We start from the raw sequence: 26,069 nt of genomic DNA on the forward strand, positions 1-26,069 counted from the left end.
TCAGATACCGGCTTCGAAGTCCTCGAGCGCGTAGGCCGGTTCCGCGCCGCGGTTGTCGAGCGTCTCGTTCGCGAGCAGCCAGTAGACGACCGACAGCGCCTTGCGCCCCTTGTTGTTCGTCGGGACGACGATGTCGACGTTGCTCGTCTGGTTGTTCGAGTCGCACATCGCCACGACTGGGATGCCGACGGTGATCGCCTCCTTCACGGCCTGGCTGTCGCCGATGGGATCGGTGACGACGACCACGTCGGGTTCGATGTAACCCGCGTACTGCGGGTTCGTCAGCGTGCCGGGGATGAAGCGCCCGGTGCGGGCGCGCGCGCCGACGGCGTCGGCGAACTTCTCCGCCGGGAAGCGACCGTACTGGCGCGAGGAGGCGACGAGGATCTGCTCGGGCTGGTAGTTCGCGAGGAACTTCGCCGCCGTGCGGATGCGCTCGTCGGTCTGGCTCACGTCGAGCACGTACAGCCCGTCGGTGCGGACGCGGTGGATGAACCGCTCCATGTCCTTCGTCTTCTGCTGGGTCCCGATGTGGACGCCGGCAGCGAGGTAGTCCTCGACCGGGATCAGGAGGTCCGCCTCCTCGTCGGGCATGACGTCCTCGTCGAAGGCGGGTCCCGACTCCTCCTCCTCCGGTTCGGGGTCGGAATCGGGGTTCGCCCCCGCCTCGTCCGAGGGTGCGTCCTCGGTCTCCGGTTCGGCCGCCTCGTCGGCGGCGGGCGTCTCTGCGTCGGTGGACTCCTCTCGGTCCTCGCTCTCGGGGGCGTCCGCAGCGGCGGCCTCCTCGTCGGCGAGTTCCTCGAGTCCTTCTTCGTTGTCGCTCATGCGTTTTCCTCGATTCGAATGAGTTCGTTGAGTTTCGCGGTTCGCTCGCCGCCGACCGCCCCCGTCTTGATGAAGGGAGCCGCGGTCGCCACGGCCAGGTGTGCTATCGTCGTGTCCTCCGTCTCGCCGCTACGGTGGGAGACCACCGGCGCGTAGCCGTTCTCCACCGCGAGTTCGATCGCGTCGAAGGCGTCGGTCAGCGTCCCGATCTGGTTCGGTTTCACCAGGATGCTGTTGGCCGCCCCGCGTTCTATCCCCGTCGTGAGCCGCTCCGTGTTGGTGACGAAGAGGTCGTCGCCGCAGATCAGCGCCTCGCTGCCCACGCGCTCGGTCAGCGCGGCGAAGCCGTCGAAGTCGTCCTCGTCGAGCGGGTCCTCGACGTAGACGAGGTCGTACTCCTCGACCAGGTCGGCGACGTAGTCGATCTGCTCGTCGGGCGTGCGCTCGACGTCGGCGTACTGATAGACGTCGCCGTCGAACAGTTCCGAGGCGGCCACGTCCAGCCCGATGCCGATCTCGAAACCGACGTCGTCCTCGACGGTCGAGACGGCCTCGGCGACCACCTCGAACGCCTCGGCGTCGTCGATGGCGGGGGCCCACGCGCCCTCGTCGCCCTTCGCCGCGGGGACGCCGCGTTCGGCGAGGACGTCGCTGACCTCGCCGTGGACGGCCGCGTTGGCGAAGACGGCGTCGGCGACGCTCGGCGCGCCGACGGGCGCGGCGAGGAACTCCTGGATGTCCGTCGCGTCCGCGGCGTGCTCGCCGCCGCCGATGACGTTGCCGAGCGGCGTCGGGAACTCGTTCCCGCGGAACGCGCCCCCGAGGTGCTGGTAGAGCGGCGCGCCGAGCATGTCCGCCCCGGCCTTCGCGGCGGCCATGCTGATCGCGACGGCGCTGTTCGCGCCGATCTCGCCGAAGTTCTCCGTCCCGTCCGCCTCCCGGAGCACCCGGTCGACCGACCGCTGGTCGCCCGCGTAGACCTGCCCCTCCAGCCGGGGGACCGCGAGTTCGCGCGCCCTGGCGATGGCCTCCTCGGCGGGGAGTTCGATGGCCTCGTACTCGCCCGTCGAGGCACCGCTCGGGGCGGCACCGCGCCCGAACCCGCCGCTCTCGGTGGTGACCTCCGCCTCGACCGTCGGGTTGCCCCGCGAGTCGAGGATTCGGCGGAGCCGGATCTCGGTGATGAGCGTCACGCGTTCTTCCCCCCTCGGTGGACGGTGAACGGCAGTACCCCCGCGTCGTACTCCTCGGCGGCGATCAGGATGGGTTCCGTCTGCTCAGAATCCACCAGCACCGGCGCGCCGTAGGAGACCTGCAGCGCTCGCGCGCCGATAATGCGGGCTTTCTCGTACCGATTGTGTCGTTGTTGTGCCATCACTGGTACGGGGAGACGATGTCGACGAGGTCCTTGTGCGAGACGAGCATCCGTCGGCAGCACGCGCGTTCGACGCCGAGGTCGTCGAGCACCGCCGCCGCCGGCTCGCCCTCCTCCTCGGTCCGACGCTCGTACTCGTCCCAGTACTCGCCGACGACCTTGCCGCACGTGAAACACCGGACGGGTATCATCATGGGTGGATCACCTCAGCGGTAGGATTTCTGGTACCGCGCTCGCGCGCCGGGACCGCCCCACTTCTTCGACTCGGACTGGCGCACGTCGTTCACCAGCAGCGAGCGGTCGAACGTCATGTACGCGTCGCGCAGCTCCGCGTCGTTCGAGTGCTCGACCAGCCCCCGCGCGATGGCGGTGCGGACGGCGTCGGCCTGTCCGGTGATGCCGCCGCCGGAGACGCTCACCTCCACGTCCACGCCGTCGCGGAGGTTCTCGCTCGCGATGCGGAACGGTTCGAGCATCTTCAGCCGAGCCATCTCCGGCTCGACGAGTTCGACGGGCTGTGCGTTGATTCGCACCCGGCCCTGGCCCTCGCGGACCGTGGCGCGGGCGACGGCGGTCTTCTTCTTGCCGCTCGTGTTGGTTACCATGTGACGTTCGCCCCCAGCTGTTCGCTGATCTCGCCCAGCGAGACGAATTTGATGTTCGATAGTCGGTCGAGGGAGGTGTCCTCGAGCACCTCGGCGTCGTCCTCCAGCGGATCGCCGACGTACACCCGGACGTTCTCGAACGCCTCGCGACCGCGGGGCGTCTTGTACGGGAGCATCCCGCGGACCGAGCGCTTGAGGATGCGGTCGGGACGCTTCGGGTAGTACGGTCCCTGATCGGACCCGACGTCGACGCGCTTGCGGAAGACGCTCATGACGTCGTCCTCGTTGCCCGTGATCACCGCGTGCTCCGCGTTCACGATCGCGACGCGCTCGCCGTCGAGCGCACGCTGGGCCACGTTGCTCGCCACGCGCCCGAGGATGCAGTCGCGGGCGTCGACGACGAGGTCGGCGTCGAACTCGGCGAGGCTCATCGGATCACCCGCACGTTCGCGCCGTCGGGGTTCTGTTCGAGTGCCTGTTCGAGGTCGATGGCCTCACCGACCTGACTGATCTTCGTGCGGGCCGTCCCGGAGAAGTCGACGGCGGCGACGGTCACGTCCTTGCGGAGCGCGCCGCTGCCGAGGACCTTGCCGGGGATGATGACGGTCTCCTCTTCCCTGGCGTACCGCTCGATACGCCCGAGGTTGACCTCCGCGTGCGTGCGCCGGGGCTTCTCGAGCCGCTCGGCGACGTCGCCCCACACGGCCGCCCCGCTGCGCGCGGCGGCCTTACAGTCGGCGATGAGACTCTGGAGTCTCGGGTTCGTCTTGTTCATTATTGTGACACCTGAGAGAAGTGCAGGGAGCAGGATTTGAACCTGCGGACCTCTACAGGACAGCGCCCTGAACGCTGCGCCGTTGGCCAGACTTGGCTATCCCTGCTCGCAGTTTCGTGTACTTCGAGACCCCACATACCACTTTCGATGCCTCGCGGGCACCGGGTTCGCGTCACAGGGGTGGTAGTGGGGGTCATGGTGTGGTCGTGGTGTGTCCGTGTTCGTCTGTCGTTCTCGCGTCTCTACAGCTGGACCGCCCGGACCAGCTCGTCGGCCCGGTCGTACAGGGAGTCGACGGCCGCGAGGACGAGTTCCTCGACGCTCATCGACCCGTCCGTCTCGACGTGGAACACGAACGCGTTCGGAACGTCGTGCACCTCGACCTCCTCGTCCGGGTACCGCTCTCGGAGGTCGTTGTCGAACGTCTCCGTCGGGACGAGTTCGCCGTCCTCCTCGACGACGCCCCGTACGATCTGGGGCTCGTCGTCGGCGAACTCGGCGCGATCGCCGACGACCTCGACGCGCTGGAGGTGGCGGTACCCGATGGCGACGCCGCCCTGGAACTTCGCGTGTTCCTTGCCGCGGTCGAGCGTGGCTTCGGCCTCCACTTCGAGGCGCTGGTTCTCCTTCAGGTCGATGATGGGTACGTTCCCGTCCGCGGGTTTCACCAGCCCGTCGCTGGAGACGAGGTCGCCCGAGTAGGCCGTCGCCGGTCCCTCGACGTCGAGCGCCAGCGTCACCGTCTCGCCCAGTTCGTACTCGCCCGGCGGCGTCGTCAGGGGAACCAGCCCCAGCCGCAGGCCGATCATCTCGTCGAACATCACCGACGAGTTCTCGATGACGCGCACGGTGTCGATGGACATCGTGGGCACGTCCGCGAGCATCGCCCGGCGGATGCCGTTGGCGAACGCCGGGGTCACCCCCCGTACGAGGAACCGCGCCTCGCGTTCGCCGCGGTCGATGAACTCCACGTCGAAGTCGCTCATGATGTTAGAACCCGCTGTTCTTCGGCGGGCGCGTTCCGTCGTGCGGGATGGGCGTGACGTCCTCGATGCGGCCGATCTCCAGTCCGGCGCGTGCGAGCGCGCGGATCGTCGCCTGCGCCCCCGGGCCGGGGTTCTTCTGCAGGTTGCCGCCGGGGCCGCGGACGCGGACGTGGACGCCGGTGATGCCCTGCGCCATGACGTCCTCCGCGACGCGGTCTGCCATCTGCATGGCGGCGTACGGCGACGCCTCGTCCCGGTTCTGCTTCACGACCGACCCGCCGGAGGACTTCGCGAGCGTCTCCGCGCCCGTCTCGTCCGTGACGGTGATGATCGTGTTGTTGAACGATGCGTGCACGTGAGCGATGGCCCATCGCCCGTCTGATTCCTGACTCATTTACTCTTGACCCTCCGCCCGGGCGGGGTGCAGATCGTCCGCCAGCGGGCTCGTCTCGTCGAACGTGATGCCGTCCTCCTCCTCGACGAGGACGGTGTACGACGGGGTGGTGACGCGGTGACCGTCGACGGTGACGTGACCGTGGACGATGAACTGTCGCGCCTGCTGCGGCGTGCTCGCCAGTCCCTTTCGGTACGCGACGGTCTGGAGGCGGCGCTCCAGCACGTCCGTGATGTCGAGGCTCAGGACGTCGTCGAGGCCGTCCTCGCCGCCGAGGATGCCCTTGCGCTTCAGGCTCTCGAGGAACTCGCTCGCCTCCTCGCCCGCGGCCTCGGGGTCGCCCATCGTCCGACCGAGCAGGCTCCGGGCCTCGCGGCGGTAGTCGCGCAGCTGCGACTGGCTCCGCCAGAGTTCCTCCTTGTTCTTCAGGCCGTAGCGCCCGACGAGACCGGCCTCCTCGGCGATGCGCTCGCCCTGGAAGGGGTGATTCGGCGTCTCGTAGCGCTTGGTGTTCTGTCCGAGCGCCATCTTACTCGGCCTCCTCCTCCTTGATCGCCTCGACGTTCACGCCGACCGTGCCCTCGGTGCGACCCGTGGACTTCGTGCGCTGACCGCGGACCTTCTGGCCGCGCTTGTGGCGCACGCCCTTGTAGGAGTTGATCATCTTCATGCGATTGACGTCCTGCCGACGGAGCATCGAGAGGTCGTTGCCGACCTCGTGCACCGTCTCGCCGGAGAAGTAGCCGCGCTGGTGGTTCGTGAGCCACTCGGGTACCTCGTCGGCGTAGCTCTCGACGGCCTCGACGACGGCGTCGATGTCCTCGTCGTCGAGACGGCCGAACGTGGCCGTGCGGTCGACGCCGGCCGACTCGCAGACGAGCCGGGCCGTCCGGCGACCGATGCCGTTCATCTCGATGAGCGCACGCTCGACGCTCTTGGTCCCGTCGAGGTCCGTCTGTCCGATGCGGACGAAGTATCGGATGTCGTCCTCCCCTTCGCCCTCAGGTTGTTCCGTACTCATGGTGTGGTGGTGTGGTGATCGAACGTTGTGGCGGGGATTCGAACCCCGGAGGCTTGACGCCACTGAGTTAGCAACCCAGCGCCTTGGGCCAGGCTTGGCTACCACAACTCGCGTACACTCGCGCCCTGTTCGGACTCGGGAGCCGGACTCCCTACACTGATTGCATTCTGATCAAACCCGGCGGCCCTACTTAAGCGCACCGGATTCACGAGCGGCTGAGAGTCGTACGCAGACGCGTAGAGGGTTCGTCGGAGCGGACCCGTGCGGCTCAGTCGGAGTACGACACCGGCGCGCCGATGTACTCCTCGTTGATCGTCCACTCGCCGTCGTCGTCCCGGACGAGGTACTCGCCGTAGTACGGCACCCGGTTGTGCACGACGTCGACGAACGCCTCTCGGATCTCCTCGCGGGACATCTCTCCCATCGGACGCAGGTCGTCGTTGCGGTTGAGACAGCCCTTCAGGTACCCCTCGTGCGTCACGCGCACGCGGTGGCAGTTCGCGCAGAAGTCCTCGTTCCCGACCGGGTCCACCACCTCGACCATCCCGCCGCCGATCCAGTAGCGCCGCCGGTCGTGCATGTCGCGCTGTTCGATCCGGTCGGCCTGCTCGGCGAGCCAGTCGTGCACGCGGCCGATGTCGATGGCCCAGTCGGGCCGCCCCGCGAGTTCGGGCATGTACTCGATGAGCTGGAGCTGGAGGCCGTCGTTCGAGGCGACGTGCTCGACCATCTCGGGGACGTATCCCGCGGTCGCCTCGAAGACGACCATGTTGAGCTTCACCGGCGTCAGCCCCGCGTCGACCGCAGCCAGCACGCCCTCGATGACCCGGTCGTACGAGCCGCTCTTGGTCACCTCGCGGAACGCCTTCGGGTCGAGCGCGTCCTGCGAGACGTTCACCCGGTCGAGTCCGGCCGCCGCGAGCGCTTCGGCCCGCTCGGGCAGGAACGTCCCGTTCGTCGTCAGCGACGTCTCCATCGAGTCCGGCGTCCGTTCGATGATCTCCTCCAGGTCCTCCCGAAGCATCGGTTCCCCGCCGGTGAACTTCACCTTCCGGACGTCGAACTCCTCGCACACCTCGAGAAAGCGCACCACGTCGTCCGTGGTCATCTCGTTGTCCCCGGCCTCCATCGGTCCCCGCGTGTCGCCCAGCCCCTCGTTGTGACAGTAGACGCAGTCGAAGTTACACCGGTCCGTCAGCGAGATTCGAACGCCGGTGACCTCGCGGCCGAACCCGTCTACGAGCATACCCGAACCTGTCCGTCAGCGCGCTTAAACTCGTGGGGTGATCCGGCGCGGATGTAACCGGTATCAGTTACCTACCCTCGCGGTCGTGCGTCCGAGTAGCTACATCCCGTCCCGATCCGGCGGACTGAACGCTCTCCGACCGACTGCTCCACAACCCTTATCGGCCGGTGCCGTCCACTCTCCCGTATGAATAGAGAGGACGTCCTCGATCGCCTCCGGAGCGTCGACGATCCCGACCTCGGCGACGACATCGTCTCGCTCGGGCTGGTCAACGACGTTACGGTCGACGACGGCTCCGCCCGCGTCTCGCTCGCGCTCGGCGCGCCCTACTCGCCGACGGAGACCGCCATCGCGAACGAGGTGCGCGAGGCGCTCGCGGACACCGGTCTCGACCTGGAACTCACGGCCGACGTCGACCGCGGCGTCTCGCCGGAGGAACAGGTCCTTCCCGGCGTGAAGAACATCGTCGCCGTCGCCTCCGGGAAGGGCGGCGTCGGAAAGAGCACCGCGGCGGTGAACCTCGCCGCGGGACTCGCCGATATGGGCGCTCGGGTCGGCCTCTTCGACGCGGACATCTACGGGCCGAACGTCCCCCGGATGGTCAGCGCCGACGAACGGCCGCGCGCGACGGAAGACGAGACCCTCATTCCGCCGGAGCGTTTCGGCGTGAAGCTGATGAGCATGGCGTTCCTCGTCGGCGAGGACGATCCCGTCATCTGGCGCGGACCGATGGTCCACAAGATCATCACGCAGCTCTGGGACGACGTCGAGTGGGGCGACCTCGACTACATGGTCGTGGACCTCCCGCCCGGGACGGGCGACACGCAACTCACGCTCCTCCAGAGCGTCCCGCTCGCGGGTGCCGTCATCGTCACGACGCCCCAGGAGGTCGCGCTCGACGACGCCCGCAAAGCGCTGCGCATGTTCGGCAAACACGACACCGCCGTCCTCGGCGTCCTCGAGAACATGAGTTCGTTCCGATGTCCCGACTGCGGCAGTACCCATCCCATCTTCGGCGAGGGGGGCGGGCGGCGCTTCGCCGACGAGGTCGACATGCCCTTCCTCGGCGAGGTCCCCCTCGATCCCGCCGTCCGCGAGGGCGGCGATTCCGGCGCGCCGGTCGTCCTCGACGAGGACAGCGAGACCGGTGCCGCGTTCCGACGGTTCGTCGAACGGACCGCGAACAACGTCGGCATCGTCCACCGCCGCCGGACCAGTCAGGCGAATCAGGCCCACCAGTTCGATCAGCCCCAGCGATGACCGTCGAGGACGACCCCGAGACGGCGGAACGCCTCCGCGAGATCGCGGCGGACGTGCGCGACGGGAGTTCCGAGGCCTCGCAACTCGCCGCGATCCTCTACCGCGTGAGTGACCTGTATCACCCCGACGAGGAGACGACCCCGCAGGAGATCTATCTGAACGTGAAGTACATCCTCGGGATCAAGGAGCAGGGCGGGATCGAACGGCGGTAGGGGATACGTTACCCGTTCAGCCCATTCGCCACACGACGAACCCGCCCGCCAGGAGCGCGACGATCGGGAGGGCGATCGGCACGCCGCCGACTTCGACGCCGCCGCTCGCCCGCTCTGCGAGCGTATCCGTCGGATCGATCGAGGCGTTGTGATACTCGTACGGGTCGTCGCTCCAGGGCGCGGCGACCGGCTCGAACGACTCGTTCCACATCGTCGTCGTTCCACCGGCACGCCCGACGAATCCCACCTGGTGGATGCCACCTTCGGAATCGTTGAAATCGCCGGTGTAGAGGCGCGCTTCGCCGGCGATCTCGATGTTCTGTTCGTCGAGGAGTTCGACGGTGATAGTTTCGCTACCACCTGGGGGAGGAGTTGGAAAGTAGAGGCTTCCATCCGTCCCCTCCGTGTGAACCATGAGCTTCATAGGATACCTCTGAATAGACGGATTTACTACCGTTACGTTGACCACGGACGAGGACTGCCCCTCGATCATCGCGTTTCCGACCGAAATGTCAGTGATCCGGGGTACTTTGACCCCGTTGGGGTGCTCTGGATCGATGTCGTAGGTGAACGTGAATGCCGTGTAGTCCCCGAAGGTGGACACGATGACGGTGTGTCGATCTTCGAGCGCGTCGAGTTCTGTGTGGAACTGATACTCACTCTTCCACGAATGGTCCGGACGAAGCTTGATTTCGGTCGAATTCAAGCGCATTCCGTCGACTTCGACCACTACTCCAGCGTATACCGTTCGTTCTGTCGGATTTTCTCCTTTAATCCACAAGGTATGAGACGACGTGTTCAGCCAGATCTCATATTCAGCACCGGTGCTGGCAGTCAGTACCCGTTCGACTGTCTCCGAGTGCTCCGTTGTTTGCGTGGATGCATCTACCGTTCCACCTGCTAGCGTAATCACACCCAACACCATAGCAGTCAGTACAAACATTCTAACACTCATTCGCATGAATATTCAAATATGATACTCTTTCAAATACTTTACCTTTCGAATACTGTTCAAGGCTCGTATGAGTCGTAGTTCCGGCGGATTCGGTCCTTGATCTCCTCCTTCGAGAGGAGGCCATCGCCCGTGAATTTCGTCTCGAACGAATCGATCACCTCGCGGGTCAGATCCGGGTCGGTATCGCTCGTGTGGTACCGAACGATCACGCCGCGGACGGTGGCGCGCGTTTCTCTCACCGTCATCGGGTCCTCGTACGCGGGTCTCACCACTCGTTCGTGTCCCTCTCGAACCAGTATCCACGTTCGATCCCGGACGGTACCGCCGATCCGGAAGTTCTCCTGGTTCTTCACGAGTCGCCACGCCATGCGATCACTCGAGACAGTTCGATACGCCCGCCACTCGTATTTCGCTCCGTGAACCAGTTCACGCGATACTGCCTTGTATCGCGTATCGGAGACGGTACGCCATCTCGTATACTCGTGTTCGTACTCCGTGACGTATTCGGCAGGTCGCAGGAGGTGGCGTCGAGTTCGACCCGTGGGGTCGTGCGAGTACGACCGCGGAGCGATCGACCAGTACGTGTGCTGCTCTTCCCACGATACGCGCCTGGTGGTCGTGACCGTGTAGCAACCGATCCAGGGGAGACACTGCCTGCTGTCGACCTCTCGAACCGCAGTTTCCGTCGTCCAGTACTCATACTGTCGCTCTGTGATATAGATCGCGGGGGACTCCTGAACGCGTCGAGTGTCCCCCGTGAACGCATCACCGCGAGTGCGTCGCCACTCGATATCGGTGTACGGTTCTCTCCACGTCAGCGTCTCCGCTCCGGCTACACTCCATTCCGGATGTTCGTCGACGAACAGCCGACGCTGCCAACGCTGGTCGAACAGTTTCTCCCGCGTCTCGTACTTCGCGTCCCGTACCTTCACCCGCCGCTCGATCTGATATTCGCTCACGTCCGTCGTAACATCCTCCACGGTAAACCCGTAGGACCGGAGCCGCCGCGCTTCATCGCGGCTCTCCGCCAGTATCCGGGCTTCGATGGGCTTTTCGATCACGTAGCTCAGTTTCGAGACCCACAACTCCTCGCGGCGCGTCTCGTTGAGATGCGTCACCGAAACGGTGGGGAGACGATATCGTTCGCGGACGTACCCCGGCCGCGCCTCGTTGAACAGAACCAGCGTCGGTCGCAGTCCCCGGGCGGCCAGATCGCCCGCTTCAATCTCGATCACGCCCTCGTAGTACACGGCGTTCTCACCGCCTGGATCATCGCCAGGGGCACCCCTCATTGCCACGAACGGCACCTCGCGCCATTCTACGATCTCCCCCGCTGAACCGTCCAGTTTCGCACCGATCGATATGTCCGCCGTCTCCCGACGGAGATGAACGGGTTCCGTTTGTACGCGAACGCGGAGTTTCGTAAACGGAGCGTATGGTTCGTATCGATCGCGATACGTAGTGCGCCACTGTACGGGAATCGACCGTACACGGGTCTCACTGTCGAGTATTTCGGGGACAAGTCCGGCGTGTGCGCTCCACGTCTGGATCGCTGTTTGACCTTGGCCGTCCTTTAATACAAGTTGCCCATTATCCCAGAAGCTCAATACCGCCGTCGTATTGTCAGGGGTTATCGGCTTAGCGCCCAATTTCCATCCGAACCTGAGATCACTCCCATCCGGATCGAACGAACCGCTCGCGTCGATCTTGATCGGCTCGACGTACCCTCCGCTCGTTCCATCGTTCAACGTCCGGAATCTGATCTCGGGGGGACTCGGTGTCACAGAGAATTCCGACAGATCGTCAGACGAACGCACCGTTTCGTCGTAACCGTAGTAATCGAAATTGGAGATGACAGTGTAATCACCCGGTTCGAGCCCTGCCCAATACGAATGAACCTCGAGAATTCCGTCTTCGACGACCTCCTTCTTTCGGGTGACCGTAAATACCTTAGTCGAAGCTTTAGCTCGTAGGTCCACGTACACCCGATCCGGATCCGCCCCGTTCAACGCGATCTTCACGACGTGGTGTGCCGTGTACCGCCCCGGATCGATCCGATCGTGGTACGAATCGACCGGTCCGTTCACGAACTCCGCGGAGACGAGTTCGGGGGTTCCTACCGGCGAGAGCGTTCGGGTCACCGTCGCCGTCTGCCCGCGGGCGTCGATCGCCGTCGCGGTCAGCGTGTAGTTCCGCTTCGGATCGTACTCGCTCCAGTCGAACGAGAGCGAGTACGAGTCGCTCTCTCGGGCTCGAACGTCGCTCGGGTTCATCGTCGCCGTCTCCGTCCCGAGGCGAGTCACCGTCACCTGGACGCGTTCGAGATTACCGAACCCGTCGCTCGCGTCTGCGGTCCCGGAGATTGCCCCCATACGACGGAGGTTCGGGAGCGAGAGCGTCGGTTTCGGATCGGCGACGACGTCGGTCGTTCCGTCGGGGAAGCGTGCCGTCGTCGTCGAACCGTCGACGTAGGTGACGACGGCACGGAGTTGGTGGAGCCCCGGTTCCCAGGCGCGCGTACGCTGGCGTCCCGAACCGACCGTCCGTCCGTCGACGATCCAGCGGACGGCGTCGATCGCACCCCAGCCGCCGTCCACGTCTAACTCGTAGCTCCCCCGGAGCGGTCGCGCGCCGGTGACGAGCGTCGGGCCATCGATCGTCGGCTCACGACCCGCCGCGATCGGCGGGCTCGTCGGCGGATCGGACGCCGGGGGAGCGGGCGACGGTGGCGTGGCGGACGGCGGGCCGGACGAGGGAGGCCGAGGCGTCGGTGGCGTGGGCGGAGCGGACGGTGCTTCGCTCACGTAGACGTAGAGCGTGTCGGAGGCGTCGTTTCCGTCGTCGTCGGTGACGGTCACTGTCACCTCGTACCGACCAGTTTCACTCGCTACGAACGTGGTGCGTGGATCCGTCGGATCCCTCGGTTCGACGCTCCGGTTCGACGGGGTTCGTATCGCCCACTCGTACCGGTCGATGTGGCCGCCAGGATCGCGCGACCCCGTCGCGTCGAGGATGACGGTCGCTCCCCGTTCGACTCGCTGGTCGAGCCCGGCGTCGGCCAGGGGTCGTTCGTCCGGTGCGAGTCCGACGGCGGGTGTGACAGATAGTGACAGTACGGAGGCGAGGATCAGGAGACGTCGAGCGGTGAGTCCAACCATGAGTCCAATACCGAGACGTTCAGGAAATATTACTTATAAAATTTCGTAATTGTTCGAGAGGAAGACTTGCGGCGGGGATCGTGCCGTGACCCCCTAGCCATGTAGCGAATCACTTATCCGCGAAAGCGCGGAAGCGAGGCTATGGACACGGCCGAGCGGCGGGAGCTGGTCACCCGCTACACCGAGGAGGTCGTCACGGAGGAGGAGTTAGCCGAGGTGCTCTCGCGGGAGGAGCCGCGCGCGTACATCGGGTACGCGCCGACCGGCGAGATGCACATCGGTCACTTCACGACCATCCGGAAGCTGGCCGACTTCCTCCGGGCGGGCGTGGACGTGACGGTGCTCGTCGCGGACCTGCACGCCCACCTCGACGACGAGAAGAGCCCGTTCGACCTGCTCGACGCCCGCGCGGAGTACTACCGGGTCGCCATCGAGGCGATGATCGACGCGGCGGGCGCGGACGGCGAGGAGATCGAGTTCGTGCAGGGCCGAGAGTTCGAACTCGATCGACCGTACACGCTCGACCTCTACCGGATGATCGCGGACACGACCATCAGCCGCGCACAGCGCGCGGGCAGCGAGGTCGTCCGGCAGTCTGACAACCCGAAGCTCGGCGGACTCGTCTACACGCTGATGCAGAGCCTCGACGTGGCGGCGCTCGACGCCGACATCGCCTACGGTGGTATCGACCAGCGCGGCATCTACATGCTCGCCCGCGAGCTGCTCCCGAACTACGGCTACGACAAGCCGGTGTGCGTGTTCGCGCCGCTCCTCTCGGGGCTCTCGGGCGGGAAGATGAGCGCGTCCGAGGCGGGGTCGAAGATCTCGCTCACCGACGACGCCGAGGCGATCCACGAGAAGCTCCAGGGGGCGTACTGCCCCGCGGGCGAGGTCGAGGACAACGGCGTCCTCGAGTACGTCCGGTTCCTCGTCTTCCCCATCCTCGGTCAGCGCGGCGAGGAGTTCGTGGTCGAGCGCCCGGAGAAGTTCGGCGGCGATCTCGTCTACGAGACGTACGACGACCTCGAAGCCGACTTCGTGAGCGAGGAACTGCACCCGCTCGACCTGAAGAACGCCGCCGCCGACGCTATCGACCGCGTCGTCGCGCCGATCCGCGAGCGCATACTCGCGGATCCCGACCTCCTGCGGACGGCGTACCCCGACCTGTACGACTGAGCGTCCTTGCCTGGGAAAGGTGAATCGATTAGTACGCGTCCCCGAATGTCGTAGTCGGTGGGCGCTCGCGTCCGCGACTGGACGCCCGCCGAATCGTCAGCGCCCGCCGAACCGTCGAAAGCCACGACGCACGGGAGCGTAGCGACACCAGCGGACGATCCCGGGGGGAGATCTGGGGAACTCCTTCCGGGGTCGGCAGTGGTTACCGCCGAACGCGTTTCCGTCGGACGCGTTTCCGTCCGAGTAGCGCGTCGTATTCGGATTTTCGGACGCCGACACCGGCGTTCGCGGGCGATCGAGTGGATAGGTTTACCACCCCCTCGGTCGCCAGTAGGAGTGACTCATGGCGACGGTCACGAGGGCGAAGATCCCTGCACAGGAGTTCGCACTGTACGAAACGCTCCGTGCGGTTCCCGACGTCGAGTTCGAGTGCGAGCGACTCGTGGAGAGCGGGGAGGGAGTCGTGATGCCGCTCCTCTGGGCGCGAGGGGCCGACCCGGAGACGCTGAACGAGGCGTTCGAAACGGATCCGAGCGTGAGCAACGTCAGGCTCGTCGGGGAGTTCGACGAGGAACTCCTCTACCGGATGAACTGGATCGAGCAGGTCCACCTGGTGCTCCAGATGCTGACGACGCTCCACGCGACCGTGATGGACGCGTACGGGGACGACCAGTGGTGGCACCTGCGCGTCCTCTTTCCCGATCGCGCCGCGCTCTCCCGGACGAACGACTTCTGCGAGTCGCGGGGTCTCACGTTCGAGGTCGTCCACGTCCGCGAGATGCGCGACGACCCGGTCGGTCGCTTCGGCCTGACGAACGAGCAGTACGAGGCGCTGACGATGGCGTGCGAACGCGGCTACTTCCGGGTACCGCGGGAGACGGGGCTCGACGCGCTGGCCGACGACCTCGACATCTCCCACCAGGCGCTCTCCGAGCGACTCCGTCGGGGCACCGAGGCCCTCGTCGAGGAGACCCTTCTGATCAGCCCGCTCACGGGGCGACGGTAGCGCGACGCCGCGGCTTTGCACCGCCGCAACTCCCCGACGACGTTCGACCGCCGATGTCCGCTCGCGTCAGCGTGAGGATCCGAGCGTCGTACGGTTACGAACGATCGAGAACGCTGCACTGATCGTCGTCGCCGTTTCAGTGGGAGGAGAGATCCGATGGAGATCGACCCGAGCCGAACGCAGTCGATGTACCGGACGCTGTCGGGCGCGGTCGTACCGCGGCCCATCGCGTGGGTGAGCACGACGAGCGAGGACGGCGTGGACAACCTCGCGCCGTACAGTTTCTTCAACGTGGTGAGCAGCGCACCGCCGACGCTCCTGTTCGCCCCGGGCGATCGGCCGGGGGGATACACCGACACCGCCCGCAACGCGATCGACACGGGCGAGTTCGTGGTGAACGTCGTCGATCGCGCGATGGCCGAGGCGATGAACGCGACGAGCGCGACCCTCCGACGGGGCGAGAGCGAGTTCGAGCACGCGGGCGTCGAGGCCGCCCCCTCGACCCGCGTGCGACCGCCCCGGGTGGCGGCCTCGCCCGTCTCCTTCGAGTGCGAGCTGACCGACTTCGTCGAGATCGGCACCGGGAACGCCGTCTTCGGAGAAGTCGTCTACGCCCACGTGGACGACGCGGTCACGACCGACGGGAAACTCGACGTGACGAAACTCGACGCGGTCGGCCGCCTCGCGGGGAGCTACTACTGCACCACGCGCGACCGCTTCCGCATGGTTCGGCCCGACTGAGCGGAAACCCCTCGACGGCGTAGGGGCGCCTCGAGGATCCGCCGAATTCGACTGCGACAAGCGTTCACACACCAGTTTGCGGTATTATTATATTTCAAGACGGCTCAGTGGTAGGCATGGTGCACACCTGCCGGAACTGCAAGCGGACCTTCGACACGGAACTCGAACTCGAACTCCACCAGGACACCTGTTCGGACGCGCAACTGTTCTGCCGGAAGTGCGGCACGCGGTTCGCGGAGCGACGCGCCACCCGCGACGGCTGGCACTACGCCTGCCCGACCGACGACTGCGACGGCGAGGGCATCGGCGAGGACCTCCTCCGGGTACGGGACGCCCTCACGGTCGCCCGCTGAGGTCGGTCCCGTCGCCCGCAACGCGGCTCGCTACCCTCGCAGGTGTGCTCGTCGTTCACGTCGCCGCTCGCGCCATCTCCTCTAGCGTCGCGAGCGCACGCCGACAGACGACCGCGTAGCCCGCCGCGAGCGGCGGCACTTCGAAGACGACCCGACAGCCCCCGCCGACGGGTTCGACGCGGTGTCCCGTCGCCGGCACGGTCGGCGAGAGGTCGAGGACGTTCCGAACGAGGGCGACCGTCGGCGCGCCCACTTCCCACGTCCAGCGGTAGTCGGCGCAGGAGGTGACCACGAACGGCACCCAGACGCCGCCGGCCGCCTCGGTCACCTGCACGCGTCCGCGCGTCCCCGCCTCGACGTACCGCCGGTCGCACTCGACCGCCCGCACGGACGGCCCCCACTCCGGCCAGCGGGTCGTGTCAGTCAGCAGGTCCCAGAGTACGTCCGGCGGCGCGTCCATCCGGCGGCTCACCTCCAGGCGGTAGCCGTCGGGCGTGTTCCGGAAGGCCAGTCCCATGTCCGGGGAGAGGAACGCGAACGGGATAAAGCGTTCACGGGGATCACCCCGCCCCGTGAACGCTTTTGCCTCCCGACGAGAGGCGGGAGCATGGAGTACACCACGCTGGGCGACACGGGCGTCACCGTCAGCAGGATCTGTCTCGGCTGCATGAGCTTCGGTAGCTCCGACTGGCGCGACTGGGTGCTCGACGAGGAGGCGGGCGTCGAACTCGTCGAGCGGGCGATCGACCTCGGGATCAACTTCTTCGACACGGCGAACATGTACTCGCTGGGCGAGTCAGAGCGCGTCCTCGGGGAGGCGCTCGAGGGGCGGCGCGAGGAGAGCGTCGTCGCGACGAAGGGCTTCTTCCGGATGGACGAGGACGACCCCAACTCCGGCGGTCTGTCGCGCAAGGCGATCGAGCAGGAACTCGACGCCTCCCTCGACCGGCTCGGGATGGACGCGATCGACCTCTATCAGATCCACCGCTGGGACGACGACACGCCGATCGAGACGACCCTCCGGGCGCTCGACGACGCCGTCCGTCGGGGAAAGGTGCGCTACGTCGGAGCCTCCTCGATGTGGACCCACCAGTTCGCGGAGGCGTTGCACACCTCCGACCGGCTCGGCCTCGAGCGGTTCGTCACCATGCAGAACCACTACAACCTGCTCTACCGCGAGGAGGAGCGCGAGATGCTCCCCTACTGTCGCGAGCGGGGGATCGGGGTCATCCCGTGGTCGCCGCTGGCCCGCGGCTACCTGACCCGGCCGCACGAGGAGTTCGACGCGACCACGCGCGGCAAGACCGACTCCCACGCCCAGCGCCACCCGTACTTCGAGGGGGGCGGGCGGGAGATCAACGAGCGCGTGCGGGAACTGGCGGACGAGGAGGACGCGACGATGGCACAGATCGCTCTCGCGTGGATGCTCACGAAGGAGTGGGTCGACGCCCCCATCGTCGGGACGACGAGCGTCGAGCACCTCGAAGACGCGGTCGCCGCGCTCGACATCTCCCTCGCCGATAGCGACGTCGAGTACCTCGAAGAACCGTACGAACCGGTGCCCATCTCCGGGCACGAGTGAGGGCCGCGACGCTTCGCGGGCTCCCCGTCGTTCGCGTCTACGTCGACGTTCGGCGTCCCGTCGGGAGGTCCGGCTCGAACGTCGCGAGGAAGGCGTCGAAGGCGTCCTCTGCCGGCGGTTCGGACCGTCCCTTCGTTCGAACTCCCCCGTCGTCGAGTTCCTCCTCGTCGTTGAGTTCCTCCTCGTCGTCGAGTTCCCTCACCTCGTCGAGTTCGATTACGACGGGTTCCCGTCGCACCGTCGGTGCCAGTCGGGTTCCGCCTCGGTACATCGCCGCCACCTGTCGCATGGCGATCGCCCCCTGGTGGTTCAGCCAGCGCTGCTCGCCGGCGAGCGTCTGCACGGCGTCGTAGACGGCGCGCTGTCCGGAGACCGCCGCGGTCGTCAGCGGTTGCGCCGTCACGTCCGTCCGCCCCTCGGTCTGTGCGGAGTCTGAACTCATAGTGTGCGTGACAGTGGCGGTCGCGCCACCACCTGCCATCCCCACGCGGGGGGACGGCAGAGCGGCGCAAAAGCGTTCCGTCGGTCGCTCTCCCGGACAGTCTCCGGGGGCATCGCTCGCCTGTCGCCGATTGTCGGTTGCCGGTCGTCGGTTGCCGGTCGCCGCTCGGCGTTCGTACCCGTTCACGCGGCGACAGCCCGATACCCGCGTCGCCCGTACCGTTCGCTATGTCCGTGCTCACGATGCGCTGGCGGGACACCCTCTTCGCCCACTGGCCCGTCGCGCCCGAGGTGGTGGCCGAGCGCCTGCCGGACGCGCTCTCGCTCGACACCTACGACGGACGGGCGTGGCTCGGCGTGGTCGGGTTCCTGATGGAGGACGTCGGTCCGCGCGGGGTTCCGTTCGGCCTCACCTTCCCGGAACTCAACCTGCGAACGTACGTGACCCGCGGCGGCGAGCCGGGGGTCTACTTCTTCAACCTCGACGCCGGCGACCGGCTGAGCGTCGCGATCGCACGTCGGTTCTTTCGGCTTCCGTACTACCGCGCCGAGATGCGGTTCGAGCGTCGCGGCCGGGGGGTGACGCTCCGCAGCCGTCGGCTCCACCCCGGCGCGTACCCGCTCGGGTTCGAGGCCACCTACGGTCCGACGAGCGGGGGCGTGAGGGACCGCGAACGGGCCGACTTCCTCACCGAGCGCTACCGCTTCTACACGGAGAGCGACGACGGGCGGCTCTACGCCGGCGACGTCGAGCACGACCCGTGGCCGCTCCGCCGCGGGCAGGCGACGTTCGAGCGCAACGACTGCTTCGCGGCGAACGACTTCGACCACCCGACGGGCGACCCCGTGCTGTACTACTGCCCACGTCTCGACGTGCGCGCCGGTCGCCTCCGACGCGCGTGATCCGTCCCCCGGCGAGCGCCCGGGGGTCGCCGGTTCCGCCCAGCTATTTAGCGCTCCCGGCCGACCTCCCGCCAATGGAGGCTGCCGAACAGGACGTCTCGTCGCTGACCGGTCCCGACCGGTCGCTCGATCCCCGCGTGCGGTTCGTCTGGGTGGGACAGTCGCTCGTGAGCGCGGCCGTGCTCGCGGCGGTGGTCGGCGCGGCCGCCGTCCTCACCCGCGGACTCCTCTGGCCGGGCGTCGTCGCGTTTCTCCTCCTCGCGGCCGTCGGCGTCGCGCACGCCCTGCTCCGGTACCGCACGTGGCGCTACCGCGTCCGCGAGGACTCGCTCTACCTCGAACGCGGCGTCCTCACGCGCGTGACGACGGTCGTCCCCTACGTCCGGGTCCAGCACATTGACACGAGCCGGGGACCGCTCGAGCGGTCGATCGGCCTCGCGACGCTCGTCGTCTACACCGCCGGGTCGCGGGGTGCGGACGTCACCGTCCCGGGCCTCACCCCCGAGGACGCGGAGGACCTGCAGGCGCGCCTGAAGCGCCTCGCCATCGCGGCGGAGGGCGAGGAGGCCGTCTGAATGCGTCTCGACCCCCGGTCGGTGGTCTATCGCACGGCGAGAGCCACCGTGCGGTTCCTCTGGGCGATCGTCATCCTCGTCGTCAGCTCGCAGTTCGACGACGGTCGCGGCGGGCTGCTCGTCGGTGGCGTCGCCCTCCTGCTCGTCGCCGTCGCGCTCTACCAGGTGGCGTACTACCGGCGCTTCGAGTACGACCTCACCGAGGACACCTTCGACATCCGCTCGGGCGTCGTCTCGCGGCGCGACCGGGAGATCCCGCTCCGGCGCGTCCAGAACGTCGACGTCGGCCGGAACGTCCTCCAGCAGGTGCTCGGCATCGCCGAGGTCCGCCTCGAGACGGCCGGCGGGGACGAGACGGAGGCCGTCCTGCGCTGCGTCTCGGCCGCCGAGGCGACGCGGTTGCAGGACGAGATCAGCCGCCTGAAGCGGGGCGAGCGCGCGCGAGCCGGGGCGACCGCCGACCGCGACGCCGAGACGGTGTTCGCCATCACGATCCGCGAGCTGTTCCTCCTCGGCGTCGTCTCGCTCGACCTGCGGCTCGTCCCCGTCTTCTCGGTCGTCGCCGGCGTGCTCGTGCCGTCGCTCGCCGCCGACGCGTCACCGTTCGACCCCTTCGGACCGATCGCGGGATCGATGGCCGCCTCGCCGCTGGTCGCGATCTCGGTCAGCACGGTGGCGCTGTACGCGGTCGCGGCCGCCGCGAGCGGCCTCATCGCCGCGACGAACTACTACGGCTTCCGGCTGACCCGCGGCCCCGACGAACTGCGATACGAGCGCGGCCTCCTCCAGCGGTACACCGGGACGATCCCGCTCTCGAAGGTCCAGACGCTCACGATCGGGGAGAACGCCCTCGCCCGCCTCGGCGGGTACGCCTCGCTCGCCGTCGAGACGGCGGGCTACGCCCCCGGCGACGGCGACGGGTCGCAGTCGGCGATCCCCTTCGCCGACCGCGAGCGGGTGTGGTCGCTCGTGCGGAGCGTCGAGGACGTGGGCGAGGTGACGTTCGAGCGCCCGCCGAAGCGCGCCCGGACGCGCTACGCCGTGCGCTACCTCCTCCTCGTCCTCGGGCTCACGGCGGGGTTCTACGCGCTGACGCGTCTCGACGGCATCGACGGGCGGTGGTGGGCCACGCTCGCGCTCCTGCCGGTCGCGCTCGCGGCCGCGCACCTCAAGTGGCGGAGTCGAGGCTACGCCGTGGACGACGGTCACGTCGTCACCCGCAACGGCTTTCTCGTCCGGACGACGCGGATCGTCCCCTACCACCGCGTGCAGACGGTGCTCACCTCCCAGACGGTGTTCCAGCGGCGGCGCGACCTCGCCACGCTCGTCGTCGACACCGCCGGATCGCGGAGCCTCACGGGCGGCGGCGTGCGCGCGGTCGACGTCGACGCCGGCACCGCGGAACGACTACGCGACGACGTCGAGGCGCGACTGTACTGGTCGCTTGCGGCGCGACGCGAGCAGCGGCGACGCGAGCGGGAATCGGCCCTCTCGGACGAGGACTGGTCGCCGTCGCCGGCGTGAGCGGGGGCCCCGACGGGCACCCTCCCACCACCGGCGTTGCGGAAACGCTCTTGACGCGTCGGGACGGTGGTGGAGGCGTGGACGCCGACCAGAACGCCGATCGGCGCGCCGATCCGGAGCGACTCGGAACCGCGGCCGGCGTGCTCGCGCCGGTCGTCGCGCTCGGTGCCATCGCACTCGCCGCCCTCCGGTCCCCGACGTTCACCTGGGCCGGGAGCGCCCTCTCCGACCTCGGCGCGCCCGGGACCCGCACCGCGTGGCTGTTCAACGGCGGACTCGCGCTCGGCGGGGCGCTCGCGCTCCCCTTCGCGTGGCGACTGTGGCGGGCGGCGCGCAACCGCGCCGAACGGGCGGGCGCGGTCCTCCTCGCGCTCGACGCCGTCGCGCTCGCGCTCGTCGGCGTCTTCCCGATCGGTACCGCCCTCCACGCGCCGGCCGCGGTGTCGTTCTTCCTCCTGCTGTCGCTCGCGCTGTGGACCTACAGCGCGGGGAACCTCCTCGCGGGGGAGCGCCGACGCGGGGCCGCGACGGTCGCGCTCGGGGTCGTCACACTCGGGGCGTGGGTCGTCTGGGCGGCGGCGCTCCGCGACCTCGCGCCGGGACTCGCGCTCCCGGAGGCCGTCGGGGCGGTCGCGCTCGGCGCGTGGACGGCGACGACCGCCGTTCGTCTGTGGAGGACCGCGTAGCGGGTGGGGAGGACGTGGAGGGCAGTGAGGGCGGGAAGATCGGGGCGGGCGAGGGGGAACGGCCTACCGATCGAGTTCGATCCGGGACGCCCCGAGGGCGAACAGCGCCCAGCCGGCGAGCGCGAGCGGCGCGTTCAGTAGTCTGACTCACCCCTCGACCCACTGCGTGAACTCCCTGACGTCGTCGTCCGTCCCGGCGACGATGAGGTCGTCGCCCGCGCGGATCGTGAAGTCCGGTCCGACGTCTGTGACGACGCTCCCGTTTCGCTCGACGGCGACGACCGTACAGCCGGTTCGGGCGCGGACGTCCGCCTCGCCGAGCGACCTGCCGGCGAGCGGTCCCGGTTCGGCGCGGATGATCTCGACCTGCTGGTCGAAGGTGATGACCTCCTCGTCGAGGATGGTCGAGGCGAGCATCCGCCCGCTGACGATGGCGAGCGAGAGGACGTAGTCGGCCCCGGCGCGGTAGAGCTTGCGGACGCTCTCGGGCGAGTCGGCGCGGGCGATGATCTCGATGTCCGGGGCGAGTTCGCGGACGACGAGCGTCGCGAAGATGGTCGTCGTGTCGTCGGGGAGCGCGAGGATGACCGTGCTCGCCCCCTCGATCCCCGCCTCCGTGAGCACCTCCGCCTTCGTCACGTCGCCGACCACCTCGACGCCCTCCTTGTCCACCTTGTCGACGGTGAGGCAGGAGATCCCCGCGGCTTCGAGGGCGTCCTCGACCGTCGAGCCGACCATTCCGTACCCCGCGACGATGACCCGGCCGCGCCGGAGGCGGCGCTGCTCTGAGAGCGTGAGGCGCTTCAGCCGCTCGAGCTGGCGCTCGTTTCCCGCCACGAGGAGGATGGTCTGCTCGTCGATGTACGAATCCGGGGAGGGGGGACTGACGAACTCGCCGCGGAACCACGCGCCGATGACGTTCGCGCCGGTCCGCTCGCGGATGCCGCTCTCCGCGACGGTGACGCCCGCGATGTCGCTTCCCGACTGCACCGGTAGCTCCACGATGTCGAAGTCCTCGGCGATTTCGACCGCCCCGCCGAGGTCGCGGGAGAGTCCCGCCGTGACCTTCGTCGCGAGGCTCTCGCCGATCAGTCGGCGGGGCGAGAGCACCTGGTCGCTGCCGGCGAGACGCTGGTACTCCGCGAGGCCGGCGTCCTCGACGAACGTGATGACGGGCACGTCGCAGACCTCCTTGGCCGTGAGCGCGATGCTCGCGTTCGTCTCGTCGTCCACGTCGACGACGAGCGCCCGCGCGTCGGGGAGGTTCACCCCGTCCCTGCAGGTCTCGATGCGCTCTGGGTCGCCGTGGACGACCGTCGTCCCCGTCTCGTAGACGTCGGCGGCGCGCTCGCGGTCCGATTCGACGACGACGTACGGAATGTCGCGCGTCTCGAGTTCGCGGACCAGCGCCTGCCCGCGGGCGGTGTAGCCGGCCACGACGACGTGGTCCGCGTAGCCGTTGATCCGGGTCGGCGCGCTCGTCGAGAGCCGCTCTTCGACCCACGGTGCGAGGAACACGGGGAGCGCGAGGAAGATGAGCGCGACCCCGGTGAACTGCATCAGGACGGCGAACAGCTGCATCTGCCACGTCGTCCACTGCTGGGCGTCCTCGCCGTAGCCGGTGGTGGTGAACGACTCAACGACGGCGAGCAGCGCCTTGGCGAACGTGATCTGTCGTCCCTCGAACGCCGCCATCCCCGCCTGGTACGCGAGGGTGTAGAGCACGATGATGCCGACGAGACCGTAGAGATAGCGGACGACGCGGCGACGTTGTTTGCTCCCGCCCCGTCCGCCGAAGGCGGTCAGCAGTCGTCGTACCCGCCGGACGTTCATGGCTACTCCCTCCCCGTCGGAACGGTTAACCGTTGGGTTAGCGCGGGAAACCGTTAACCCGCGCCGCGATCGACTCGCGTCCATGGCCCGCGACGTGACCCACACCGCCGACGGTCCGCGCATCGTCACGCCGGAGGACATCGACGCCGAGAAGGGCGACGTCGCCGTCTGCCAGTGCGGGCTCTCCCGGGAGTACCCCTTCTGCGACGGCTCGCACCGCGCGACCCGCGACGAGGAGGAGGGCGTCGTCTACCGCTACGAGGGCGACGACCCGGAGGGCGAGCGACGGGTCGTCCGCGAGCGCGAGGGGTAGCGCGGGGGCGTCAGCGCGGGACCGTCCGTCCCAGGGGGGACGCCCGCCTCGGTAGCGTTTTGGCCGCCGAGCGTGATCACCCCCTATGCGACCGGACCTCTCGAAGCTCGACGCCTTCCTCGACGAAGCGGGCGCTGACGGCTACCTCGTCTACGCCGACGCGGACGAGTCCGACCAGCGGTACCTCTCGGGCTTCGCCGCGCCCGACCCGTACGTGACCCTCTACGACGGCGACCTGCACCTGCTCGTCTCCAGCCTGGAGTACGGCCGGGCGACGCGCGAAGCGCCCGCGGACGACGTCGCCCGGATCGCCGACTTCGGGTACGACGCGAAGCGCGAGGAGTACGGCCCACACGGGGCGAGAGACCGCGTCCTCGCGGAGTTCCTCGCCGAGCGCGGCGTCTCGTCGGTCGCCGCGCCCGCCCGCTTCCCGCTCGCCACCGCCGACGGCCTGCGCGACCTCGGCGTCGAGGTGACCGCCGAGACCGACGGCGTCGTCACCGAGATCCGCGCCACGAAGACCGACGAGGAGATCGAGTACGTCCGCGGCGCACAGCGCGCCAACGAGGTCGCGCTCGCCCGCGCGGAGGAACTCGTCCGCGAGGCCGAGATCGACGACGAGACCCTCGTCTACGACGGCGAGGCGCTCACCAGCGAGCGCGTCAGGCGCGAGATGGAGATCGAACTCCTCCGGCGGGGCTACGCGCTCGAGGAGGCCATCGTCGCCTGCGGCGCGGCGGCGGCCGACCCCCACGACCGCGGCAGCGGCCCCCTCCGGCCGGACGAACCCATCATCGTCGACGTCTTCCCGCGCGACAAGGAGACGAAGTACTACGCCGACATGACCCGGACGTTCGTGAGGGGCGAGCCGACCGAGACGGTCCGCGAGTGGTACGACCTCACCGGGCGGGCGGTGGCGGCCGCCCTCGACGCCGTCGAGCCCGGCGCGACCGGCCGGGACGTCCACGACGCCGTCTGCGACGTGTACGAGGCGGCGGGCGAGCCGACCCTCCGGAGCGACCCCACGACGGAGACGGGGTTCATCCACTCGACGGGCCACGGCGTCGGCCTCGACGTGCACGAACTGCCGCGGCTCGCCGACGTGGACGAGGAACTCGAACCCGGACACGTCATCACGATCGAGCCGGGGCTGTACGACCCCGACGTCGGCGGCGTCCGCATCGAGGACCTCGTCCGCGTCACCGAGGACGGCTACGAGAACCTGACGAGCTATCCGAAGGAACTGGTCGTGGAGTAAGAACTTTCTCCCGACGGGTCGGACGCCCGACAATGGACCGCTCCGCCTTCCGCTTTCCCCTCGCGCTCGGCGCGTACGCCGCGGGCGTTGCACTCACCGTTCTCTCGACCCTCGTGGGGTGGAACCCGTTCTCGGCATCGGTGATCGCCGCCGCGGTGCTCATCGGCGCGTTCGCCTGGGCGCTCGCCGCCTCGCGTCGCGTCGACGCCACGCGGTTGGTCGCCTCTCGCGCGATCCTGTTCGTCGAAGCCGTTCCGCTCGTCGTCCTCCTCGGCGTCACCGTCGGCGATCCGGGCGGTGACTGGCCGTACCCGGCGGTTCACGGGCCGTTCGTCTGGACCGCCGCCGCCCTCGCCGTCCACTGGACCGGCTACAGGGAGTTCGCGGCGACTCTGCGCGCCACCGAACCGGTCGTCGCCGAGTGGACGGCGCGCGCCGGCGACGCCTATCGCCGGCGACGGCGCGTCGTCGGCGTGGGGACGGGGGTCCCGCTGTTCGTCGGCGGCCTCGCGTTCTCGATGCGGTACCCAGATGCGTTCGTCCCCCTCCTGAGCGTCGCCGTCGTCCTCCTCGCGCAGGGCGTTCGCGCGGGGCGGCCCTATCACTACGTCGTCTTCGAACGCGGTATCCTCCGCGGCGAGGTCGGCTCGTCTATCCCGTCGTTCGTCCCGGCGGGACGAATCGAGCGCGTGTCCCTGGACGACGACGCGCTCGTCATCCGGCGGCGGCTTCCGTGGCCGTTCCCGTTCAACTCCCGGCGCGACGCGATCCCCGACGCCGAGTCGGTCGCCGAGCGGGTTCGCCGCGCGCTGCACTGACCGCCAGTACTCGGACAGGCTTTTGCACCGCGCCGGACACCTCAGGGC

Annotated in this window: 30 protein-coding genes, 2 tRNA genes and 1 pseudogene; 14 read left to right on the plus strand and 19 right to left on the minus strand. The window is 68.1% G+C overall.

The genetic code is table 11. The features are described from left to right. From rpsB to moaA, 14 genes are all read right to left on the minus strand, one after another. Positions 1-825, minus strand: a complete 825-nt coding sequence (rpsB, locus tag NKI68_RS16705; RefSeq protein ID WP_254544258.1) for a 30S ribosomal protein S2 — start codon at positions 823-825, stop codon at positions 1-3. Beyond that, entirely contained in the window at positions 822-2,018 is a 1,197-nt protein-coding gene (gene eno, locus NKI68_RS16710) for a phosphopyruvate hydratase (RefSeq protein WP_254544259.1), read from the minus strand. Before eno ends, rpsB begins: the two co-directional genes overlap by 4 nt. After that, on the minus strand, positions 2,015-2,200 hold the full coding sequence (locus NKI68_RS16715; RefSeq protein ID WP_254544260.1) for a DNA-directed RNA polymerase subunit K: 186 nt from the start codon (positions 2,198-2,200) through the stop codon (positions 2,015-2,017). Before NKI68_RS16715 ends, eno begins: the two co-directional genes overlap by 4 nt. Continuing rightward, positions 2,200-2,394 carry a DNA-directed RNA polymerase subunit N gene (locus tag NKI68_RS16720; protein WP_254544261.1) on the minus strand — a complete coding sequence of 65 codons (195 nt, stop codon included), beginning with the start codon at positions 2,392-2,394 and terminating at the stop codon, positions 2,200-2,202. The genes NKI68_RS16715 and NKI68_RS16720 overlap by 1 nt, the downstream gene beginning before the upstream one ends. A gap of 12 nt (positions 2,395-2,406) precedes the next feature. Beyond that, on the minus strand, positions 2,407-2,805 hold the full coding sequence (locus NKI68_RS16725; RefSeq protein ID WP_254544262.1) for a 30S ribosomal protein S9: 399 nt from the start codon (positions 2,803-2,805) through the stop codon (positions 2,407-2,409). Further along, positions 2,799-3,236: a 50S ribosomal protein L13 gene (locus tag NKI68_RS16730; protein WP_254544263.1), complete on the minus strand. Its 438-nt coding sequence runs from the start codon at positions 3,234-3,236 to the stop codon at positions 2,799-2,801. The genes NKI68_RS16725 and NKI68_RS16730 overlap by 7 nt, the downstream gene beginning before the upstream one ends. Next, a complete protein-coding gene (locus NKI68_RS16735; RefSeq protein ID WP_254544264.1) occupies positions 3,233-3,580 on the minus strand; it encodes a 50S ribosomal protein L18e in 348 nt (115 codons plus the stop codon). The genes NKI68_RS16730 and NKI68_RS16735 overlap by 4 nt, the downstream gene beginning before the upstream one ends. Positions 3,581-3,601: 21 nt before the next feature. Continuing rightward, positions 3,602-3,686, minus strand: a tRNA-Leu gene (locus NKI68_RS16740). Between the two features lie 136 nt (positions 3,687-3,822). Further along, entirely contained in the window at positions 3,823-4,566 is a 744-nt protein-coding gene (locus tag NKI68_RS16745) for a DNA-directed RNA polymerase subunit D (RefSeq protein WP_254544265.1), read from the minus strand. Between the two features lie 4 nt (positions 4,567-4,570). Beyond that, the gene (locus tag NKI68_RS16750) at positions 4,571-4,960 is read right to left on the minus strand and encodes a 30S ribosomal protein S11 (protein ID WP_254544266.1); all 390 of its coding nucleotides are present in this window, start codon (positions 4,958-4,960) and stop codon (positions 4,571-4,573) included. Further along, positions 4,961-5,488: a 30S ribosomal protein S4 gene (locus NKI68_RS16755; protein ID WP_254544267.1), complete on the minus strand. Its 528-nt coding sequence runs from the start codon at positions 5,486-5,488 to the stop codon at positions 4,961-4,963. Between the two features lies 1 nt (position 5,489). After that, complete coding sequence (locus NKI68_RS16760; protein ID WP_254544268.1) at positions 5,490-5,981, minus strand: 30S ribosomal protein S13; 492 nt, start codon at positions 5,979-5,981, stop codon at positions 5,490-5,492. Positions 5,982-6,004: 23 nt separating this feature from the next. Beyond that, positions 6,005-6,089, minus strand: a tRNA-Ser gene (locus NKI68_RS16765). 160 nt (positions 6,090-6,249) lie between these two features. Next, the gene (moaA, locus tag NKI68_RS16770; protein ID WP_254544269.1) at positions 6,250-7,227 is read right to left on the minus strand and encodes a GTP 3',8-cyclase MoaA; all 978 of its coding nucleotides are present in this window, start codon (positions 7,225-7,227) and stop codon (positions 6,250-6,252) included. A 186-nt stretch (positions 7,228-7,413) separates the two neighbouring features. Between moaA and NKI68_RS16775 the strand changes: the two genes are divergently transcribed. Both NKI68_RS16775 and NKI68_RS16780 read left to right on the plus strand, forming a co-directional pair. After that, complete coding sequence (locus NKI68_RS16775; protein WP_254544270.1) at positions 7,414-8,487, plus strand: Mrp/NBP35 family ATP-binding protein; 1,074 nt, start codon at positions 7,414-7,416, stop codon at positions 8,485-8,487. Positions 8,488-8,498: 11 nt separating this feature from the next. Further along, positions 8,499-8,699: pseudogene (locus NKI68_RS16780) on the plus strand (DUF7976 family protein); the annotation flags it as partial. Positions 8,700-8,715: 16 nt separating this feature from the next. Here NKI68_RS16780 and NKI68_RS16785 read toward each other — a convergent pair. Together NKI68_RS16785 and NKI68_RS16790 are read right to left on the minus strand one after the other, a co-directional pair. Continuing rightward, on the minus strand, positions 8,716-9,660 hold the full coding sequence (locus NKI68_RS16785; RefSeq protein WP_254544272.1) for a hypothetical protein: 945 nt from the start codon (positions 9,658-9,660) through the stop codon (positions 8,716-8,718). A 50-nt stretch (positions 9,661-9,710) separates the two neighbouring features. Then, positions 9,711-12,812 (minus strand): PKD domain-containing protein, encoded by a 3,102-nt coding sequence (locus NKI68_RS16790; protein WP_254544273.1) that lies wholly within the window; start codon positions 12,810-12,812, stop codon positions 9,711-9,713. A gap of 141 nt (positions 12,813-12,953) precedes the next feature. Between NKI68_RS16790 and NKI68_RS16795 the strand changes: the two genes are divergently transcribed. From NKI68_RS16795 to NKI68_RS16810, 4 genes are all read left to right on the plus strand, one after another. After that, entirely contained in the window at positions 12,954-13,988 is a 1,035-nt protein-coding gene (locus tag NKI68_RS16795; RefSeq protein ID WP_254544274.1) for a tyrosine--tRNA ligase, read from the plus strand. Positions 13,989-14,331: 343 nt separating this feature from the next. Continuing rightward, positions 14,332-14,994, plus strand: a complete 663-nt coding sequence (locus tag NKI68_RS16800; protein ID WP_254544275.1) for a helix-turn-helix domain-containing protein — start codon at positions 14,332-14,334, stop codon at positions 14,992-14,994. A 156-nt stretch (positions 14,995-15,150) separates the two neighbouring features. Continuing rightward, entirely contained in the window at positions 15,151-15,735 is a 585-nt protein-coding gene (locus NKI68_RS16805; RefSeq protein ID WP_254544276.1) for a flavin reductase family protein, read from the plus strand. Between the two features lie 116 nt (positions 15,736-15,851). Beyond that, complete coding sequence (locus NKI68_RS16810; protein ID WP_254544277.1) at positions 15,852-16,088, plus strand: HVO_2901 family zinc finger protein; 237 nt, start codon at positions 15,852-15,854, stop codon at positions 16,086-16,088. Positions 16,089-16,143: 55 nt separating this feature from the next. Here NKI68_RS16810 and NKI68_RS16815 read toward each other — a convergent pair whose 3' ends face one another. Continuing rightward, positions 16,144-16,605: an SRPBCC family protein gene (locus NKI68_RS16815; protein WP_254544278.1), complete on the minus strand. Its 462-nt coding sequence runs from the start codon at positions 16,603-16,605 to the stop codon at positions 16,144-16,146. A gap of 90 nt (positions 16,606-16,695) precedes the next feature. Between NKI68_RS16815 and NKI68_RS16820 the strand changes: the two genes are divergently transcribed. Next, on the plus strand, positions 16,696-17,670 hold the full coding sequence (locus NKI68_RS16820) for an aldo/keto reductase (protein ID WP_254544279.1): 975 nt from the start codon (positions 16,696-16,698) through the stop codon (positions 17,668-17,670). A gap of 37 nt (positions 17,671-17,707) precedes the next feature. Here the strand turns inward: NKI68_RS16820 and NKI68_RS16825 are convergent, their stop codons facing one another. Next, a complete protein-coding gene (locus NKI68_RS16825; protein WP_254544280.1) occupies positions 17,708-18,112 on the minus strand; it encodes a hypothetical protein in 405 nt (134 codons plus the stop codon). A gap of 227 nt (positions 18,113-18,339) precedes the next feature. Between NKI68_RS16825 and NKI68_RS16830 the strand changes: the two genes are divergently transcribed. From NKI68_RS16830 to NKI68_RS16845, 4 genes are all read left to right on the plus strand, one after another. Beyond that, positions 18,340-19,014, plus strand: a complete 675-nt coding sequence (locus NKI68_RS16830) for a YqjF family protein (protein WP_254544281.1) — start codon at positions 18,340-18,342, stop codon at positions 19,012-19,014. 74 nt (positions 19,015-19,088) lie between these two features. Next, positions 19,089-19,589: a PH domain-containing protein gene (locus NKI68_RS16835; RefSeq protein WP_254544282.1), complete on the plus strand. Its 501-nt coding sequence runs from the start codon at positions 19,089-19,091 to the stop codon at positions 19,587-19,589. Beyond that, the gene (locus NKI68_RS16840) at positions 19,590-21,113 is read left to right on the plus strand and encodes a PH domain-containing protein (RefSeq protein ID WP_254544283.1); all 1,524 of its coding nucleotides are present in this window, start codon (positions 19,590-19,592) and stop codon (positions 21,111-21,113) included. A 77-nt stretch (positions 21,114-21,190) separates the two neighbouring features. Beyond that, a complete protein-coding gene (locus tag NKI68_RS16845; protein WP_254544284.1) occupies positions 21,191-21,799 on the plus strand; it encodes a DUF998 domain-containing protein in 609 nt (202 codons plus the stop codon). 147 nt (positions 21,800-21,946) lie between these two features. Here NKI68_RS16845 and NKI68_RS16850 read toward each other — a convergent pair whose 3' ends face one another. Continuing rightward, a complete protein-coding gene (locus tag NKI68_RS16850) occupies positions 21,947-23,632 on the minus strand; it encodes a potassium channel family protein (RefSeq protein ID WP_254544285.1) in 1,686 nt (561 codons plus the stop codon). 82 nt (positions 23,633-23,714) lie between these two features. Here NKI68_RS16850 and NKI68_RS16855 point away from each other — a divergent pair, with 82 nt between their 5' ends. The 3 genes from NKI68_RS16855 to NKI68_RS16865 all read left to right on the plus strand — a co-directional run bounded on the left by NKI68_RS16855 (position 23,715) and on the right by NKI68_RS16865 (position 26,021). Next, entirely contained in the window at positions 23,715-23,945 is a 231-nt protein-coding gene (locus NKI68_RS16855; protein WP_254544286.1) for a CDGSH iron-sulfur domain-containing protein, read from the plus strand. Positions 23,946-24,030: 85 nt separating this feature from the next. After that, positions 24,031-25,203: a M24 family metallopeptidase gene (locus tag NKI68_RS16860; protein ID WP_254544287.1), complete on the plus strand. Its 1,173-nt coding sequence runs from the start codon at positions 24,031-24,033 to the stop codon at positions 25,201-25,203. 32 nt (positions 25,204-25,235) lie between these two features. Then, complete coding sequence (locus NKI68_RS16865; protein ID WP_254544288.1) at positions 25,236-26,021, plus strand: hypothetical protein; 786 nt, start codon at positions 25,236-25,238, stop codon at positions 26,019-26,021. The last annotated feature ends 48 nt before the right edge of the window (positions 26,022-26,069 follow it).

Origin of the sequence: Halomarina pelagica (assembly GCF_024228315.1) — an archaeon.
Lineage (GTDB): Archaea > Halobacteriota > Halobacteria > Halobacteriales > Haloarculaceae > Halomarina > Halomarina pelagica.

Coding starts and splice junctions, on each gene's coding strand:
- NKI68_RS16720 (WP_254544261.1), bottom strand. CDS start 2,394: ATGATGATACCCGTCCGGTGTTTCACGTGCGGCAAGGTCGTCGGCGAG.
- NKI68_RS16750 (WP_254544266.1), bottom strand. CDS start 4,960: ATGAGTCAGGAATCAGACGGGCGATGGGCCATCGCTCACGTGCACGCA.
- NKI68_RS16785 (WP_254544272.1), bottom strand. CDS start 9,660: ATGCGAATGAGTGTTAGAATGTTTGTACTGACTGCTATGGTGTTGGGT.
- NKI68_RS16715 (WP_254544260.1), bottom strand. CDS start 2,200: ATGGCACAACAACGACACAATCGGTACGAGAAAGCCCGCATTATCGGC.
- NKI68_RS16850 (WP_254544285.1), bottom strand. CDS start 23,632: ATGAACGTCCGGCGGGTACGACGACTGCTGACCGCCTTCGGCGGACGG.
- NKI68_RS16805 (WP_254544276.1), top strand. CDS start 15,151: ATGGAGATCGACCCGAGCCGAACGCAGTCGATGTACCGGACGCTGTCG.
- moaA (WP_254544269.1), bottom strand. CDS start 7,227: ATGCTCGTAGACGGGTTCGGCCGCGAGGTCACCGGCGTTCGAATCTCG.
- NKI68_RS16810 (WP_254544277.1), top strand. CDS start 15,852: ATGGTGCACACCTGCCGGAACTGCAAGCGGACCTTCGACACGGAACTC.
- NKI68_RS16730 (WP_254544263.1), bottom strand. CDS start 3,236: ATGAGCCTCGCCGAGTTCGACGCCGACCTCGTCGTCGACGCCCGCGAC.
- NKI68_RS16825 (WP_254544280.1), bottom strand. CDS start 18,112: ATGAGTTCAGACTCCGCACAGACCGAGGGGCGGACGGACGTGACGGCG.
- NKI68_RS16840 (WP_254544283.1), top strand. CDS start 19,590: ATGCGTCTCGACCCCCGGTCGGTGGTCTATCGCACGGCGAGAGCCACC.
- NKI68_RS16800 (WP_254544275.1), top strand. CDS start 14,332: ATGGCGACGGTCACGAGGGCGAAGATCCCTGCACAGGAGTTCGCACTG.
- NKI68_RS16760 (WP_254544268.1), bottom strand. CDS start 5,981: ATGAGTACGGAACAACCTGAGGGCGAAGGGGAGGACGACATCCGATAC.
- rpsB (WP_254544258.1), bottom strand. CDS start 825: ATGAGCGACAACGAAGAAGGACTCGAGGAACTCGCCGACGAGGAGGCC.
- NKI68_RS16830 (WP_254544281.1), top strand. CDS start 18,340: ATGTCCGTGCTCACGATGCGCTGGCGGGACACCCTCTTCGCCCACTGG.
- NKI68_RS16820 (WP_254544279.1), top strand. CDS start 16,696: ATGGAGTACACCACGCTGGGCGACACGGGCGTCACCGTCAGCAGGATC.
- NKI68_RS16835 (WP_254544282.1), top strand. CDS start 19,089: ATGGAGGCTGCCGAACAGGACGTCTCGTCGCTGACCGGTCCCGACCGG.
- NKI68_RS16790 (WP_254544273.1), bottom strand. CDS start 12,812: ATGGTTGGACTCACCGCTCGACGTCTCCTGATCCTCGCCTCCGTACTG.
- NKI68_RS16855 (WP_254544286.1), top strand. CDS start 23,715: ATGGCCCGCGACGTGACCCACACCGCCGACGGTCCGCGCATCGTCACG.
- NKI68_RS16755 (WP_254544267.1), bottom strand. CDS start 5,488: ATGGCGCTCGGACAGAACACCAAGCGCTACGAGACGCCGAATCACCCC.
- NKI68_RS16735 (WP_254544264.1), bottom strand. CDS start 3,580: ATGAACAAGACGAACCCGAGACTCCAGAGTCTCATCGCCGACTGTAAG.
- NKI68_RS16815 (WP_254544278.1), bottom strand. CDS start 16,605: ATGGGACTGGCCTTCCGGAACACGCCCGACGGCTACCGCCTGGAGGTG.
- NKI68_RS16725 (WP_254544262.1), bottom strand. CDS start 2,805: ATGGTAACCAACACGAGCGGCAAGAAGAAGACCGCCGTCGCCCGCGCC.
- NKI68_RS16795 (WP_254544274.1), top strand. CDS start 12,954: ATGGACACGGCCGAGCGGCGGGAGCTGGTCACCCGCTACACCGAGGAG.
- NKI68_RS16865 (WP_254544288.1), top strand. CDS start 25,236: ATGGACCGCTCCGCCTTCCGCTTTCCCCTCGCGCTCGGCGCGTACGCC.
- NKI68_RS16860 (WP_254544287.1), top strand. CDS start 24,031: ATGCGACCGGACCTCTCGAAGCTCGACGCCTTCCTCGACGAAGCGGGC.
- NKI68_RS16775 (WP_254544270.1), top strand. CDS start 7,414: ATGAATAGAGAGGACGTCCTCGATCGCCTCCGGAGCGTCGACGATCCC.
- NKI68_RS16745 (WP_254544265.1), bottom strand. CDS start 4,566: ATGAGCGACTTCGACGTGGAGTTCATCGACCGCGGCGAACGCGAGGCG.